Annotated in this window: 12 protein-coding genes and 1 other RNA gene; 2 read left to right on the top strand and 11 right to left on the bottom strand. The window is 72.4% G+C overall.

Translation table 11 applies throughout. The annotated features are described in order from the left end of the window. The first annotated feature begins 69 nt into the window (after positions 1–69). Positions 70–954 (top strand): LacI family DNA-binding transcriptional regulator, encoded by an 885-nt coding sequence (locus OVA02_RS13470; RefSeq protein ID WP_056046098.1) that lies wholly within the window; start codon positions 70–72, stop codon positions 952–954. A gap of 225 nt (positions 955–1,179) precedes the next feature. Further along, entirely contained in the window at positions 1,180–2,715 is a 1,536-nt protein-coding gene (locus OVA02_RS13475) for a hypothetical protein (RefSeq protein WP_056046100.1), read from the top strand. Between the two features lie 280 nt (positions 2,716–2,995). Here the strand turns inward: OVA02_RS13475 and ssrA are convergent. The 11 genes from ssrA to OVA02_RS13530 form a co-directional block, all read right to left on the bottom strand. Continuing rightward, positions 2,996–3,373, bottom strand: a transfer-messenger RNA (tmRNA) gene (gene ssrA, locus OVA02_RS13480). Between the two features lie 129 nt (positions 3,374–3,502). Then, a complete protein-coding gene (smpB, locus tag OVA02_RS13485; protein WP_056046102.1) occupies positions 3,503–3,979 on the bottom strand; it encodes an SsrA-binding protein SmpB in 477 nt (158 codons plus the stop codon). Positions 3,980–4,095: 116 nt separating this feature from the next. Next, positions 4,096–5,010: a permease-like cell division protein FtsX gene (gene ftsX / locus OVA02_RS13490; protein WP_056046104.1), complete on the bottom strand. Its 915-nt coding sequence runs from the start codon at positions 5,008–5,010 to the stop codon at positions 4,096–4,098. Continuing rightward, complete coding sequence (gene ftsE / locus OVA02_RS13495) at positions 5,007–5,750, bottom strand: cell division ATP-binding protein FtsE (RefSeq protein ID WP_043593759.1); 744 nt, start codon at positions 5,748–5,750, stop codon at positions 5,007–5,009. The genes ftsX and ftsE overlap by 4 nt, the downstream gene beginning before the upstream one ends. A gap of 103 nt (positions 5,751–5,853) precedes the next feature. Then, positions 5,854–6,963 (bottom strand): peptide chain release factor 2, encoded by a 1,110-nt coding sequence (gene prfB / locus OVA02_RS13500; protein ID WP_267658688.1) that lies wholly within the window; start codon positions 6,961–6,963, stop codon positions 5,854–5,856. A gap of 158 nt (positions 6,964–7,121) precedes the next feature. After that, positions 7,122–7,934: a hypothetical protein gene (locus tag OVA02_RS13505; protein ID WP_267658689.1), complete on the bottom strand. Its 813-nt coding sequence runs from the start codon at positions 7,932–7,934 to the stop codon at positions 7,122–7,124. Next, the gene (locus OVA02_RS13510) at positions 7,931–8,521 is read right to left on the bottom strand and encodes an RNA polymerase sigma factor (RefSeq protein WP_267658690.1); all 591 of its coding nucleotides are present in this window, start codon (positions 8,519–8,521) and stop codon (positions 7,931–7,933) included. Before OVA02_RS13510 ends, OVA02_RS13505 begins: the two co-directional genes overlap by 4 nt. Positions 8,522–8,649: 128 nt before the next feature. Further along, positions 8,650–9,252 carry a hypothetical protein gene (locus OVA02_RS13515; RefSeq protein WP_267658691.1) on the bottom strand — a complete coding sequence of 201 codons (603 nt, stop codon included), beginning with the start codon at positions 9,250–9,252 and terminating at the stop codon, positions 8,650–8,652. Positions 9,253–9,318: 66 nt separating this feature from the next. Beyond that, positions 9,319–11,145: a choice-of-anchor G family protein gene (locus OVA02_RS13520; RefSeq protein ID WP_267658692.1), complete on the bottom strand. Its 1,827-nt coding sequence runs from the start codon at positions 11,143–11,145 to the stop codon at positions 9,319–9,321. Beyond that, positions 11,142–12,125 (bottom strand): hypothetical protein, encoded by a 984-nt coding sequence (locus tag OVA02_RS13525; RefSeq protein ID WP_123570325.1) that lies wholly within the window; start codon positions 12,123–12,125, stop codon positions 11,142–11,144. The genes OVA02_RS13520 and OVA02_RS13525 overlap by 4 nt, the downstream gene beginning before the upstream one ends. An 8-nt stretch (positions 12,126–12,133) precedes the next feature. Further along, entirely contained in the window at positions 12,134–12,742 is a 609-nt protein-coding gene (locus OVA02_RS13530; protein WP_159826335.1) for a signal peptidase I, read from the bottom strand. Positions 12,743–12,747: the final 5 nt, after the last annotated feature.

A 12,747-nucleotide genomic window follows, 5' to 3' on the forward strand; every position in this document is an offset into this window, starting at 1 on the left:
GGGTCCGGTCGGGGTCGCGGGTCACCACGGGCGTCGCTCCGACCTGTCGGGGGCTGTAGGTTCGGGCGCATGACCGACTCGATCGTCGACACCCGGGTTGCCCCTGCCGGGCCGGGCGACCGCCGTCGTGTCGGTCTCGCCCTCGTCCGCCCCGGCGAGATCTTGGGGGCGGAGCCGTTCTACCACGAACTGATCGCCGGCATCGAACGGGTTCTGCGCCCGCGCGGCCACACCCTGCTGCTGCAGGCCCTCGCCGACCGCGACGCCGAGCTGTCGGCCTACCGGCGGTGGGCGGCCTCGGGCGACTTCGGCGCGGTCGTGCTCGTCGACCTCACCGACGACGACCCCCGACCGGCCCTGCTGCGCGAGCTCGGCCTGCCCGCGGTCGTGCTCGGCGACCCCGCCCTCTCGGGAGACCTGCCCGCCGTCTGGACCGGCGACGGCGTGGCCATGCGCGACACCGTCGCCGCGCTCGTCGCGGACGGGCACCGTCGACTCGCGCACGTGTCGGGCCCGGGAGCGCTGCTGCACACGCAGGTCAGGCAGGAGGCGCTGGTCGCCGCGAGTCGCGCCTCCTCGTCCGTCGTCGAGACGATCGAGGGCGACTACTCGTGGGACGCCGGCGCGGCCGCCCTCTCGCGTCTGCTCTCGGGGCCGACGCCGCCGACGGCCGTCGTCTTCGACAACGACCAGATGGCGCTCGGCGGCCTCGCCGCGGCGCAACGACTCGGGGTCGAGGTGCCGACGCGACTGACGCTCGTGGCGTGGGACGACTCGTCGCAGTGCCAGTTGTCGACGCCCCCGCTCTCGGCGGTCAGCCACGACGTGCAACGCCTCGGCGAGGTGGCCGCCGGCATGCTGCTCGGCGTGCTCGCGGGTGAGGGCGTGGCGTCGGTCGAGGCGCCACCCGCGTCGCTCGTGCGGCGGGGGTCGTCGGGGCCCGCGCCGGTCTGACACCTGCCGATCCGCCGGCCCCGGTGTCGACTCCCACCCAGGTGAAACAGGGGTGACCCGACAACCACCCTGCGCATTCCGGACAGTTCGGTGGGTTTCTCTCAGGTTCCGGATAGGTTCGGTGGGCACGGGGGGTTCCCTTCGTGCTGCGCGTCTCACCCGGCGCTGGGCCGGGGGCGGACAAGCGATGACGCTTGCACCACCGATCAAGAAAGCACTCACCACGTGATCACCAAGTTCTCCTGGCGCCGTGCGGTGGCCGTCCCGGCCGTCCTCACGCTCGCCCTCGGAGGGGCCCTCCTCTCCACCACGGCGGCCCAGGCCGTCGACAGTGACCTGATCGTCACCTCGCCGACCGCCGCCTCGACCACGGACTCGCGTCTGGTCACCGTGGCGGGTACGGCGATCGCCGACGCCAACGTGATCATCAAGGACACCGACACCGACGGAGCCGTGCTCGCCCGCACGACCACCGACGCCACCGGCGCCTTCTCGACGACGATCCAGTACCCCGACACGGCGATCGTGGCGCAGACCATCTTCGTGGACGGCGAGAAGGGCTTCAGCGGCTTCGACCCGACCGTCACGCGCTCGTTCAGCCTGCCCGCCGTCGCCCCGGTCGAGGTCTTCGCGGTCACGACCCCCGAGGTCGGCCAGCAGCTCGCCTCGCGCACCGTCACCTTCTCGGGCACCGGCATCTCGGGTTCGACCGTCAACGTGCTCGGCACCGACGGCAACCGCCTCCCCGGCACCGGCGCCGTCGCCGTCGTCGGCGGCCAGTGGTCGCTCCAGTACACCTACCCCGAGACCGTCGACCGCAACCAGAGCGTGCGCGTGACCCAGGTCACGGGTGGCTCCGGGACCGGCGACGCCCCCGTCGCGTTCGTCCTGCCGCAGGGCCAGACGCTCGTCGTCGAGACGCCCGCCGCGGACACCACCACCGCCACGCGTACCGTCACCTTCTCGGGAACCGGCACCTCCGGCTCGACCGTCAACGTCCTCGGCGCCGACGGCAACCGCCTCCCCGGCACCGGTGCGATCGTCGTCATCGACGGCCGCTGGACGCTCGACTACACCTACCCGGACGACGCCACGGTGGCGCAGTCCGTCCGCGTGACCCAGGTCACGGGCGGCGCGGGCTCGGGTGACGTCCCCCGCTCGTTCAACCTGCCCGCAGTGGTCGTCCCGCCGACCGACGTCGTCCTCGACGCCCCGGTCATCACCTCGCCCACCCAGGGTCAGGTCGTCGTCGGTGACCAGGTCACCTTCGAGGGCACCGGCACCCCCGGCTCGAACATCCTGCTGGCCGTCGTCCCGACGGACCAGCTGGACGAGCTCGAGGCCGCCGAGAACGGACGCGCCGCCGCCGCTGCGGTCCCCGCCGACCCCGCCGACCCGATCGTGGTCGACGCCGCCGGCAACTGGACCGTCACCCTCGCCCTGACGCCGAACGACTACACGGCTGCCGCCGTGTCGTTCCTCCTCGACGCCGACGGCCTGCCGGTGCTCGACGCCGCCGGTCAGCCGATCGTCTCGGACCCCTCGGCCGACGTGGCGTTCAGCCTCGTCGCCGCCGTGACGCCCGCAGCCCTGCCCGCCACCCCGATCGCCACCGGCACCACGGGCCTGGCGTACACGGGTAGCGAGGGCACCGAGGCCGCCATCGGCATCGGCGCCGCCGTCCTGCTGCTCGGCTCGACGCTGATGGTCCTCGCTCGCCGCCGCGCGAAGCTCGCGACCACCGACGTGGCCGGCGAGTAACACCCGCACCACGACGACGGCCCCCGTCGCTGCCTCGGCAGCGGCGGGGGCCGTTCCCCGTCCGGCAAGGGCCGTGCCGCGTCCGGCGGCGGCCACACCCGGCCCCCGGTCCCCTTCGCAGGTGTCGCACCGCCGGATGAACGTCGCACCGTCCACTTCGGCGGTGCGATGCTCATCCGGCGGTGCGACACCGCGCAGACCGCTCAGGCCCGGGACGCACGAACGCCCCCGCCTCGAGAGGCGGGGGCGTTCGGTGTTCGAGAGGTGTGACGACGACCGGTGGTGGAGATGGGGGGAATTGAACCCCCGTCCATCGCTGAGATTGCACGCATTCTACGGGCGTAGCCAGATGAGGCGTTCTGCTCGGCTCCGACCTTTGTTACTGGCTTCTAGGTCGACGAGCCCAGCCCGAGTGCAAGTCCCGTGTGACCCCCAGGCGTAGTCACACAGCAAGCCATCTAAATGACGTCAGGATCTGGTTAGAAGGCGGTCACCAGACTGACGGACTCCATGTGGCTCTACTGCTTACGCAGCGAGAGCGAAGTCAGTGCGCTTGTTATTGGCACTTATTGTTTTCCAGAGATCGTTTACGAGATAACCCTGGATCCTCGGCCCGCTTCTCGTTCGCACACAGGCGATGTCGAAACCGATCATCCCCATGAGGGGGCCGTCGTCACACGCTCTTGAATTACCAACGCACGTTTCCGTGCGGCCCATCAGTCTACGTCGTCCGACGCGTTCGCGCCACCGTCGGCGACCCGCCCGCCCGTGCCCGACGACCGACCGGTCACTCCCCCAGGTGCTTGCGCGCCGACATCGCCGACTGCGCCTCGCGCGTCGCGGTGCGCTCGCGCAGGGTCTGGCGCTTGTCGTACTCGCGCTTTCCCTTCGCGAGGGCGATCTCGACCTTGGCCCGACCGTCGCTGAAGTAGATCTTGAGCGGGACGACCGTGAAGCCGCCCTCCTTGGTCTTCTGCCCGATCTTGTCGATCTCGTGGCGGTGCAGCAGCAGTTTGCGCTTGCGCCGGGGTGCGTGGTTGTTCCAGGTGCCCTCGGTGTACTCGGGGATGTGCACCGCGTCGAGCCAGGCCTCGCCGGCGTCGACGAACGCGTACCCGTCGACCAGCGACGCGCGGCCCTGCCGCAGCGACTTGACCTCGGTGCCGCTCAGGACGATGCCCGCCTCGTACGTCGTCTCGATCGTGTAGTCGTGGCGCGCGCGGCGGTTCGTGGCCACGACCTTCTCACCGCGTTCTTTCGCCACGCTGGCCTCCTGGTCGTTCGGGTGGGGGTGCTGCCGACAGGCAGCCGTTCAGTATACAGCGAAGGAGGCGCGGTGCCCGTCTGACGGACACCGCGCCTCCTTCACGGGGCCGGCTTCTAGACCTTGAGGTAGCGCCTGATGGCGACGTTCGCGCTGAGGGCTGCGAGCAGGATGCCGACGACGATGACGATCGGCACGACCAGGGCGGCGTCCCGCAGTCCGATGAACGGCGTGCCCTGGAAGGTCACCGCCAGGTAGCCCTTGACGAAGAAGTTGACGATCGCGACGATCGCCCCACCGGCCAGCAACGAGCCCACGAGGGCCGCGATCACCCCCTCGAGGATGAACGGCGTCTGGATGAACCGGTTGGACGCCCCGACCAGGCGCATGATGCCGAGTTCTCGACGCCGGCTGAACGCGCTCAACCGGATGGTCGTGGCGATCAGCAGCACGGCAGCGATCAACATGAGGGAGGCGATGCCGATGGCCGTGTAGCTCGCCGCGTTCAGCACCGAGAAGATCGGGTCGAGGTACCCGCGCTGGTCGACGACGCTCTGGACGCCGGCCAGGCTCGACAGGCTCTCGGTGAGGACGTCGGACTGCGTCGGGTCCTTGAGGTTCACCCAGAAAGTCTCGTTGAGGTACGCCGGCTGCACGAACTCGGTGGCCGGGCTGTCGGCGAACTGCTGCTTGAAGCGGTCGTAGGCCTGGGTCTGGTCCTCGAAGTAGAACTTGTCGACGTAGGGCGTCAGGACGTCGCTGTCGAGCTGGGCGCGGACGCCGTCGATCTGGTCCTTGGTCGCCATCGCCCCGGTGCAGTTGCCGGTCGTGTCGGTGTCGGTGCAGAGGTAGACGGCGACCTGGGCCTTGTCGTACCAGTAGCCCTTCATCTGCGTGATCTGCATCTGCAGCAGGGCCGCGGTGCCGACGAAGGTCAGCGAGATGAACGTGACGAGCACGACGGAGATGACCATCGAGGCGTTGCGACGGAGGCCGCTGCCGACCTCGCTCATGACGAGTCCGAGTCTCATGCGTCGGCCCCTCTCGTGCTGAGGTCCTCGACCCCGATGGCCTGGATGGGCACCGCCTGGGTCTGGTAGCCGCCGTGACGCTCGTCGCGGAGGATGTTGCCCGCACTGAGCTCGATCACCCGTCGTTGCATCTGGTCGACGATTCCCGCGTCGTGGGTCGCCATGATGACCGTCGTGCCGCCGGCGTTGATGCGCTCGAGCAGGGTCATGATGCCGGCGCTGGTCGACGGGTCGAGGTTGCCGGTGGGCTCGTCGGCCAGCAGGATCGCCGGCTTGTTGACGATCGCACGGGCGATGGCGACGCGCTGCTGCTCGCCGCCCGAGAGCTCGTGCGGCAGACGGTGCTGCTTGCCGACCAGGCCGACCATCTTGAGGACGTCGGGCACGGCCTCCTGGATGAAGCCCTTGCTCTTGCCGATGACCTGGAGGCTGAACGCGACGTTGTCGAACACGTTCTTCTGCGGCAGCAGCCGGAAGTCCTGGAACACGACGCCGAGGTTGCGCCGGAAGTACGGTACCTTGCGGCTCGAGAGCGTGCCCAGACGCTGCCCGAGGACGTGGATCTGGCCCTGGGACGGCTTCTCTTCCTTCAGCACGAGCCGCAGGAAGCTCGACTTGCCGGAGCCGCTCGCCCCCACGAGGAACACGAACTCGCCCTTGAGGATCTCGAGGGTGACGGCGTTCAGCGCGGGCCGGGGGTTGCCGACGTAGACCTTGGTGACTTCATCAAACCGAATCATGACGGGGATCACCCTAAGTGCGGCCGGCGACGATCGCCGCAGCGACTCGCTGCGGCGGGGCGGCTATGGATGTGCTGGGAGCCGCCGGGCGGGCGACGCCCGGTCAGTCCTTGTCGTCGCGCTTGCGCCAGCGGATGCCCGCCGAGATGAAGCCGTCGAGATCGCCGTCGAAGACGTTCGAGGGGTTGTTGACCTCGTGCTCGCTGCGCAGGTCTTTGACCATCTGGTAGGGCGCCAGCACGTAGCTGCGGATCTGGTCGCCCCAGCTGGCGGTGATGTTGCCCGCCAGCTCTTTCTTCTTGGCGTTCTCGGCTTCTTTCTGCAGCAGCAGGAGGCGCGACTGCAGCACGCGCATGGCGGCGGCGCGGTTCTGGATCTGGCTCTTCTCGTTCTGCATCGAGACGACGGTGCCGGTCGGGATGTGCGTCAGCCGCACGGCCGAGTCGGTCGTGTTGACGCTCTGACCGCCGGGGCCCGAGGACCGGAAGACGTCGACGCGGATGTCGTTCTCGGGGATGTCGATCGACTCGGTCTCTTCCATCAGCGGGATGACCTCGACCGCGGCGAAGCTGGTCTGGCGCTTGCCGGCGGCGCCGAAGGGGCTCATGCGCACGAGCCGGTGCGTGCCGGCCTCGACGCTGAGCGTGCCGAACGCGTAGGGGGCGTCGATCTCGAAGGTGGCGCTCTTGATGCCGGCTTCTTCGGCGTAGCTGGTGTCCATGACGGTGGCGGACATGCCGTGCTTCTCGGCGTAGCGCAGGTACATGCGCAGCAGCATCTCGGCGAAGTCGGCGGCGTCGACCCCGCCGGCCCCGGCGCGGATCGTGATGACGGCCGGGCGCGGGTCGTACTCGCCGTCGAGCAGCGTCTGCACCTCGAGGACGTCCATCATCTTCTGCAGGGCCCTGAGCTCGGCCTGGGCCTCGTCGGCGCTCTCTTGGTCGTCGCCGTCGTTCGCCATCTCGACGAGCACCTCGAGGTCGTCGAGCCGCGCCTCGGTGGTCTCGAGCTTCTCGAGCTCGGACTGCCGGTGGCTGAGGGCGCTGGTGACCTTCTGGGCGTTGTCGGTGTCGTCCCACAGGTCGGGGGCCGAGGCCTGTTCGCTGAGCTCGGCGATCTCGGCGACGAGACGGTCTTGCCCGATCACCGCACGGATGTCTTCGAACGTGGCCCGGAGGGCGGCAATCTGCTCAGAGAAATCCAGTGCGATCATGGTTTCCGAGCTTACCCGGCCCGCGTGGGCCGGGCCTGCCCGTGCCCCGCGCCTCCCGCCGCCCGCCTCGCGCCACCCGCCCCGCGCCTCCCGACGACAGGGTGAGGTCTCGTCTCATCCGCAGTACTCGGGCGGGGCGATGCGCGTCGTGCCCACGCTCATGTCGGTGATCCGGTCGGACGTCCCCACCACGAAGACGAGGTACTGCCCGTCGTCGCCGGCGACGGCGTACTGCGTCCCGTAGTTCTCGTGGTGGTCGAGAGTGAGTTCGGCATCCGGGTAGGCGGCGAGCAGTGTCGCTTCGTCGTCGCCGAGCCCGATGCCGGACGCGGTCCGGGGGTGGCGCTCGCGAGGGCGGCCGGGTCGTCGAACGTCGGGTCGGCGGAGACGGTCGCGATCTCGGTCGCGTCCGGAGACGACCCGCGCGAGACAGCGAGACTCAGTCCCCGGCCGTCCGAGAAGAACGACGCCGGGCAGCCGTAGCCGTCGTCCGGGTGCCGGTCGAAGGTGGTGAGCCGGGCGGCCTGCTCCTCGAGCCGGCCGCCGAGGACCAGCGGCCCGATCCGATCGGTGGACACGATCCAGGTCGACGGGGCCGTCGGATCGTCCACCACCGGTGCCGGTGGCGGGACCGGTGTCGCCGACGGCGTCCCGGCCGGTTCGACGACACCGGGCGACGTGCCGGGATCGTCCTCGGGTCGATCGGACGGGAGCGAGGTGGGGGCCGCTTCACCGTTTCCCGACGGCAGGGGGCCACCCCCGGCGAGCGCGACGCCCCCGACGGCGAGCGCCACGGCGGCCACCCCGGCCACCGACAGCAGGACGACCCGGCGGCGACGGGCAGAGCGGGCACGTTCGGGTTCTCGCTCGACGGTCTCGGTCAGGAGGCCGCGGATGGCCTCGGCACGATCACGATCGAGGCCGGGCCGGTCGTGCCGGCCGTCGGGACGGACGTTCGGTGCGTCGCTCATCGGGTCTCTCCGTTCAGGGTGACGGGTCGTTCGGTGGACGGCTCGGAGGCCGACATCGCTCGCGCGAGTCGCGCCTTGGCCCGCGACAGTCGGGACTTGACCGTGCCGACCGGCACGCCGAGCGCCTCGGCCGCGGTCGCCATCGGGAACTCCTCGAGCACGCAGAGCCCGAGGACGTCCCGATCGGCCTTCGCGAGGCCGTCGAGGGCGAGGCGCAGCCGCCGGTCCCGATCGACGACGTCGAGTCGCGCCGCGACGCCGTCGGCGGGATCGTCGACGACGGGGTGAGGCGGCAGGGAGGCCAGGGCGAGACGATGGCGACGGGTCGACCTCGCGAGGTTCTGGGCGACGTGGCCCGTCGTCACCAGCAACCACGCGAGGACCGAGCCGTCGACGACGCGGACCGCGTCCCGACGGCGCCATGCCTCGAGGAAGACCACGGCCGTGACGTCCTCGGCGTCGTGCCGGTGTCGGCACAGCCGCAGGGCGTGGCCGTGCACCCGTGCCTGGTGGCGGTCGAAGACGGTCCCGAACGCGGCCGGGTCCCCTGCGACCGCCCGGGCCCAGACCTCGGCGTCCCCCGTCACCGGTCGTGCTCGCTTCTCGTCGTCATGTCGACGTCCCCTCTGATCCGTTGCTGCCTCCCGTACATGTCCGATCGTCCGGAAAGGTTCCCTCGTCTCCTCTCCCCGAAGTCGGCACCGGTCGGCCCGCGTCAGCGCCGGGCGACGCCCGCTTCCCGCAGGGCCACGTCGGCGAGGCGGCGGACGACCGCGGCATCCCCCGCGCGCCAGGCGGCCACCGGGTCGGGAGACACGGCGAGGGCGGCCTTCGCGTCGCGGCCGGTGAGTGCCCGCAGCGCGAGCAGGTCCTCGCCGCCCGGCAGGGCGAGCAGCGAACGGACCGAGGAGGCGCGGCGCACGAACGCGATCCGCCCGCGCAGCCAGACCCACAGCACCACGAGACTCGGCACCCCGGCGACGACGAGTCCGGCGACCAGCGCCGCCCGGGCCACGCCGTCCTGCTGCTGCCGTCCGGCGTCGGCGAGGGATTCTCCGGCCCCGCTGGCCCCGTCGAACGGGGCGCTGGCCGCACCGCCCACCAGCGGCAGCCCTTCCAGCGCGCGCGACGCGTCCTGCATGGTGCCCTGGAAGCCGGCCCCCGCCTCCTCGAGTTGCCTCCCGAGGTCGGCGAAGGTGCCGATGAAGGTCGCGATGCTCACCCCGAGCACGACGAAGAGGACGACGAGGCCGACGGCCACGACGTCTCCGGTCACCTGGCGGGTCCGGACGAGGGGCGAGGCCGAGTAGAGCTGCATGGCCCCAGTCTGACGCGAGGCGGCCCGCGAGGCGCGACCCGCGCCTCCTCGGGTCGGAGACGACGACTACCGGGGCACGGTGCTGACGGGTCCCACCCGCGAGGTCGCGAGGTCGAGCGAGGTGACCGTCGTCGCTCCGGCCGACAGGGCCACCCGCAACGCCCCCACCTGGTAGGGGACGGTCGTCCACTTGTCGGGCGGGACGCCGGTCACGACGCCGCCCGGGTAGCCGGCCTGGTCGGGGCGCAGGTTCACCCGCAGCGACAGGACGGACGGCAGGCGGGTGGTCAGGGTGCCGAGCGCCGTGAGCACCGGGGCGAGCGTGGTCGAGAGGGTGCTGCCGAGGGTGGTGATCGGCGCGACGAGCGTGGAGCGAACGAGCGTGGCCACCGACGCGAGCAGCGACCCGGCCGAGCCCGTCAACGCGGCGAGCAGCGGGTTCAGCACGTTGCCGAGCAGGGTGGAGAGCGCCCCGCTCAGCACCCGCGTGGTGACCACCGCCGTCGCGGTGGACGGGGACGCGAGCAACTGGCCGAGCGTTCCCCCCATCGCGACGTCGACGGCGAGCACGTCGACGGGGACGCCGAGCACCGTCGCCCGCAACGTCACCGTCAACGCCACCGACAGCTGCGCCGCCGACACCGCGGACTGCAGCGCCGCCACGACCCGTTGGGTCAGGCCGTCGAGCATCGACCCGACCGTGGTCGTGATCGAGGCCATCGCCGCCGCGCTCAGCACGAGTTCTGTGTTCGGGGCGAGCCCGTTCAGCCCGCCGGGCTGGCCGACCAGCGTGGCCAGGTCGACCGACACCACACCGGTCGACGGGGTGATGGTGACCGTGCCGTCCGTGCTGGTGACCGACCCCGCGAGCACCGGGTCCACCGCCGACTGCAGGGCCAGGCCGGTGAGGGTGACCGAACCCGTGACCCCGCCCAGGCTCAGCAGGTTCGTGAGGCCGTTCACGGTGGCGAGCACGCCGTCCCGGACGGTCCTCGAGATCGTGCCGTTGACGCCCGTCAGGCCGGCGGCGGCCGTGTTCAGGCTCGTGACCGTGCTCGACACCTGACCCGACAGTCCCGCCACCGCCGGGCTGTGCAGCTCGAGGGCGAGACCGGCGATGCCGTAGTCGCGGGTCACCCCCGTCACGCTGCCGTCGCCCCAGATGCGGCTCTCGAGGGCTCGGCAGCCGTCGAGGGTCGCCGTGGACGCCACCGCGCCCACGGTCAGGTCGGCCCGGTCGAGGGCGGTCGAAGCGGGCAGCACCGAGGTGAGGCCGATGCGGGCGGGACCGGGCAGTGACGAGGCGGGGGTCGTCGGCGTCACGCCGAGCCCGCCCGAGTCGCTCACCAGACCCGCGGCGGCGGCCGCCGTGCCGGTCGGGGCGACCCGCGTGAACTGGTTCAGGGCTCCGGCCGACCCCGCCGGCAGGTTCGTGCCGAGCCCGGTCAGGTCGAGGCCGACGAGACCCGACCCCGCGCTCGCCGACAGGGGATTGCGGAACGTCGTCGTGCCTCCCGCGTCCGTGGTCGGGGCGGGCGATGCCGGCACCGCGGTGACGACGCCGGAGCGGGTGCGCGTCAGGTCCGCCCCACGCACGGCCGCGACGGTGTCGAGGTCGGTGCCGGCCAGGCTGCCGCGCACGAACCGGCTGGACGCGGCGGCGGCGTACCCGGTGTCGGTGCCGCAGGTGAACCTCGTGGTGCCGACGAGCCCGTACGTGCGCTCGGAGTCGGTCCAGGCGGCGGTCGTCACGGGCGGCGGGGGCACGATGACGGCACCCACGACGGCGACGACGGCCGCCACGGCGACGACGGCCCGTCGCGCGGTGAGCGCCGCGACGAGGCGGGCGACACCCGTGGGGCGACGGCGACGGCGGCCGTGCGTGCCGGTCACGACGTCACCGCCCGGCGTCGTCCGCGGAGGTGCAGCGAGAGGCCGACGACCAGGGCACCGGCACCCGCGATGGCCGGGCCGGACGAGAGGCCGCCGGTGAAGGCGAGCGCCCGCGGGGCGTCCACGCCGCTGAGGGTCACGTCGACGGGGCGCCCGTCGCCGGCGGAGTCGATGACGGGGGCGACGCCGCCGGGGCCGGTGCCGGTGCCGCCGGTGCCGGGCGCCGCCGGGTCCGCCCCGCCCGGGCCGGGACCGGCCGGGTCGCCGGGCACGGCGGTCGTGACGGTCGGCTCGGGCTCGGGCTCGGGCTCGGGCTCGGCTGGGAGGGTCGCGACGGGGTCCAGCGCCGTCGCCGTGATGCCGACGCCGACCCGGGCGCTCCGGCCCATGGACGAGGCGTCGTCGCCGCGCCCACCGGCGAGACCGAGGCTGACGAGCACGAAGACCCGGCCCGAGCCCCCGACCGAGCGCACCGGCCACGAGGGGCTGCCGTCGACGAACGCGGAGGCGCGGGTCGGGGCGGTCACGGTCCGTGCCCCGGTCGCGCAGAGCGGCGTCGTCTCGACCCGCTGCCACTCGACGTCGCAGGTCTCGACCCCCAGCGTGAATCCGGCCTCGTCGTCGACGAGCGACCCCGAGCTGACGAGCTCGAGGCCGAGTGCCACCCGGTCGCCGGTCGTGACGTCGGTCGCGATCTGCCAGCGGCCCGGGGCCGCGGGCGCGATGTCCTCGGTGCCGGTCAGTTCGTCGGCCAGCACGAGGTGGCCGTCGAGGCCGGTCTCGGGCACGGGTTCGAGGGCACGGGCGGTGCCGGCCTGGACGGTGAGGGCCCCGCCGAGCACGAACGCGGCCGTCCCCACGACGGCCAGGAGCGTCGTCGCGGCGCGGTGCCCGCGGGTCGTGGGTCCGCGGTGCGCACCGCGGCCGTGGTGCTCGCCGCTCGGCCCGCCGGGCGCGCCGCCACTCGACTCCCCGTCCACGGTCGTCCTCACCCTCGGCGGACGGCGCCGCGTCGCGTCGGCCAGAAGGCCAGCACGACGGCGGCACCGACGACGGCGACCGCGAGCCCGCGGGCCGGCGGGGTCGACATCGTCGTCAGGACGAAGCCGAGGCCCGGGGCCGAGGCGACGACGATCCGGGCGTCGCGCACGACGTAGGGGTCGCGGTCGTCCGAGTCGTTGGCGTCGCCCCGCAGCACGAGGGAGCGCGCGGCGGCGTCGCCGGGCACGGCGGTCGTCGAGACGACCCGGTGGGTCACGGGGACGTCGAAGCCGGGTCGGGGCACCGTGACCACGTCGCCGGGCCGCACGTCGGCTGCCGCGATCGCCCGGGTGACGACGGCGCCGCCCGCGGGCACGGTGGGACTCATCGAGCCGGTCAGGACGACCACGAGCGAGAGGCCGAGGACCGTCGAGACGGCGAGCCAGAGGAGGCAGACCGCGCCGACGAGGCCGACCACCGACAGCAGGAGCGTGCTGACGACGTCGACCGGTCGGCGGCGGGGGCGTCGGCGACGGCGCTCACGGCGATCCGCCCGGCGCGGCTCGACCTCGGGGCCCCGACGTTCCGCCCGGGGCCGGGTCACGGTGTCGACCACCGGTC

Source organism: Frigoribacterium sp. SL97 (assembly GCF_026625765.1).
Lineage (GTDB): Bacteria > Actinomycetota > Actinomycetes > Actinomycetales > Microbacteriaceae > Frigoribacterium.

Excerpts from the sequence above, each read along its gene's own strand:
- OVA02_RS13470 (WP_056046098.1), top strand. The coding sequence starts at position 70 with ATGACCGACTCGATCGTCGACACCCGGGTTGCCCCTGCCGGGCCGGGC.
- ftsX (WP_056046104.1), bottom strand. The coding sequence starts at position 5,010 with ATGAGACTCGGACTCGTCATGAGCGAGGTCGGCAGCGGCCTCCGTCGC.
- ftsE (WP_043593759.1), bottom strand. The coding sequence starts at position 5,750 with ATGATTCGGTTTGATGAAGTCACCAAGGTCTACGTCGGCAACCCCCGG.
- prfB (WP_267658688.1), bottom strand. The coding sequence starts at position 6,963 with ATGATCGCACTGGATTTCTCTGAGCAGATTGCCGCCCTCCGGGCCACG.
- OVA02_RS13505 (WP_267658689.1), bottom strand. The coding sequence starts at position 7,934 with ATGAGCGACGCACCGAACGTCCGTCCCGACGGCCGGCACGACCGGCCC.
- OVA02_RS13515 (WP_267658691.1), bottom strand. The coding sequence starts at position 9,252 with ATGCAGCTCTACTCGGCCTCGCCCCTCGTCCGGACCCGCCAGGTGACC.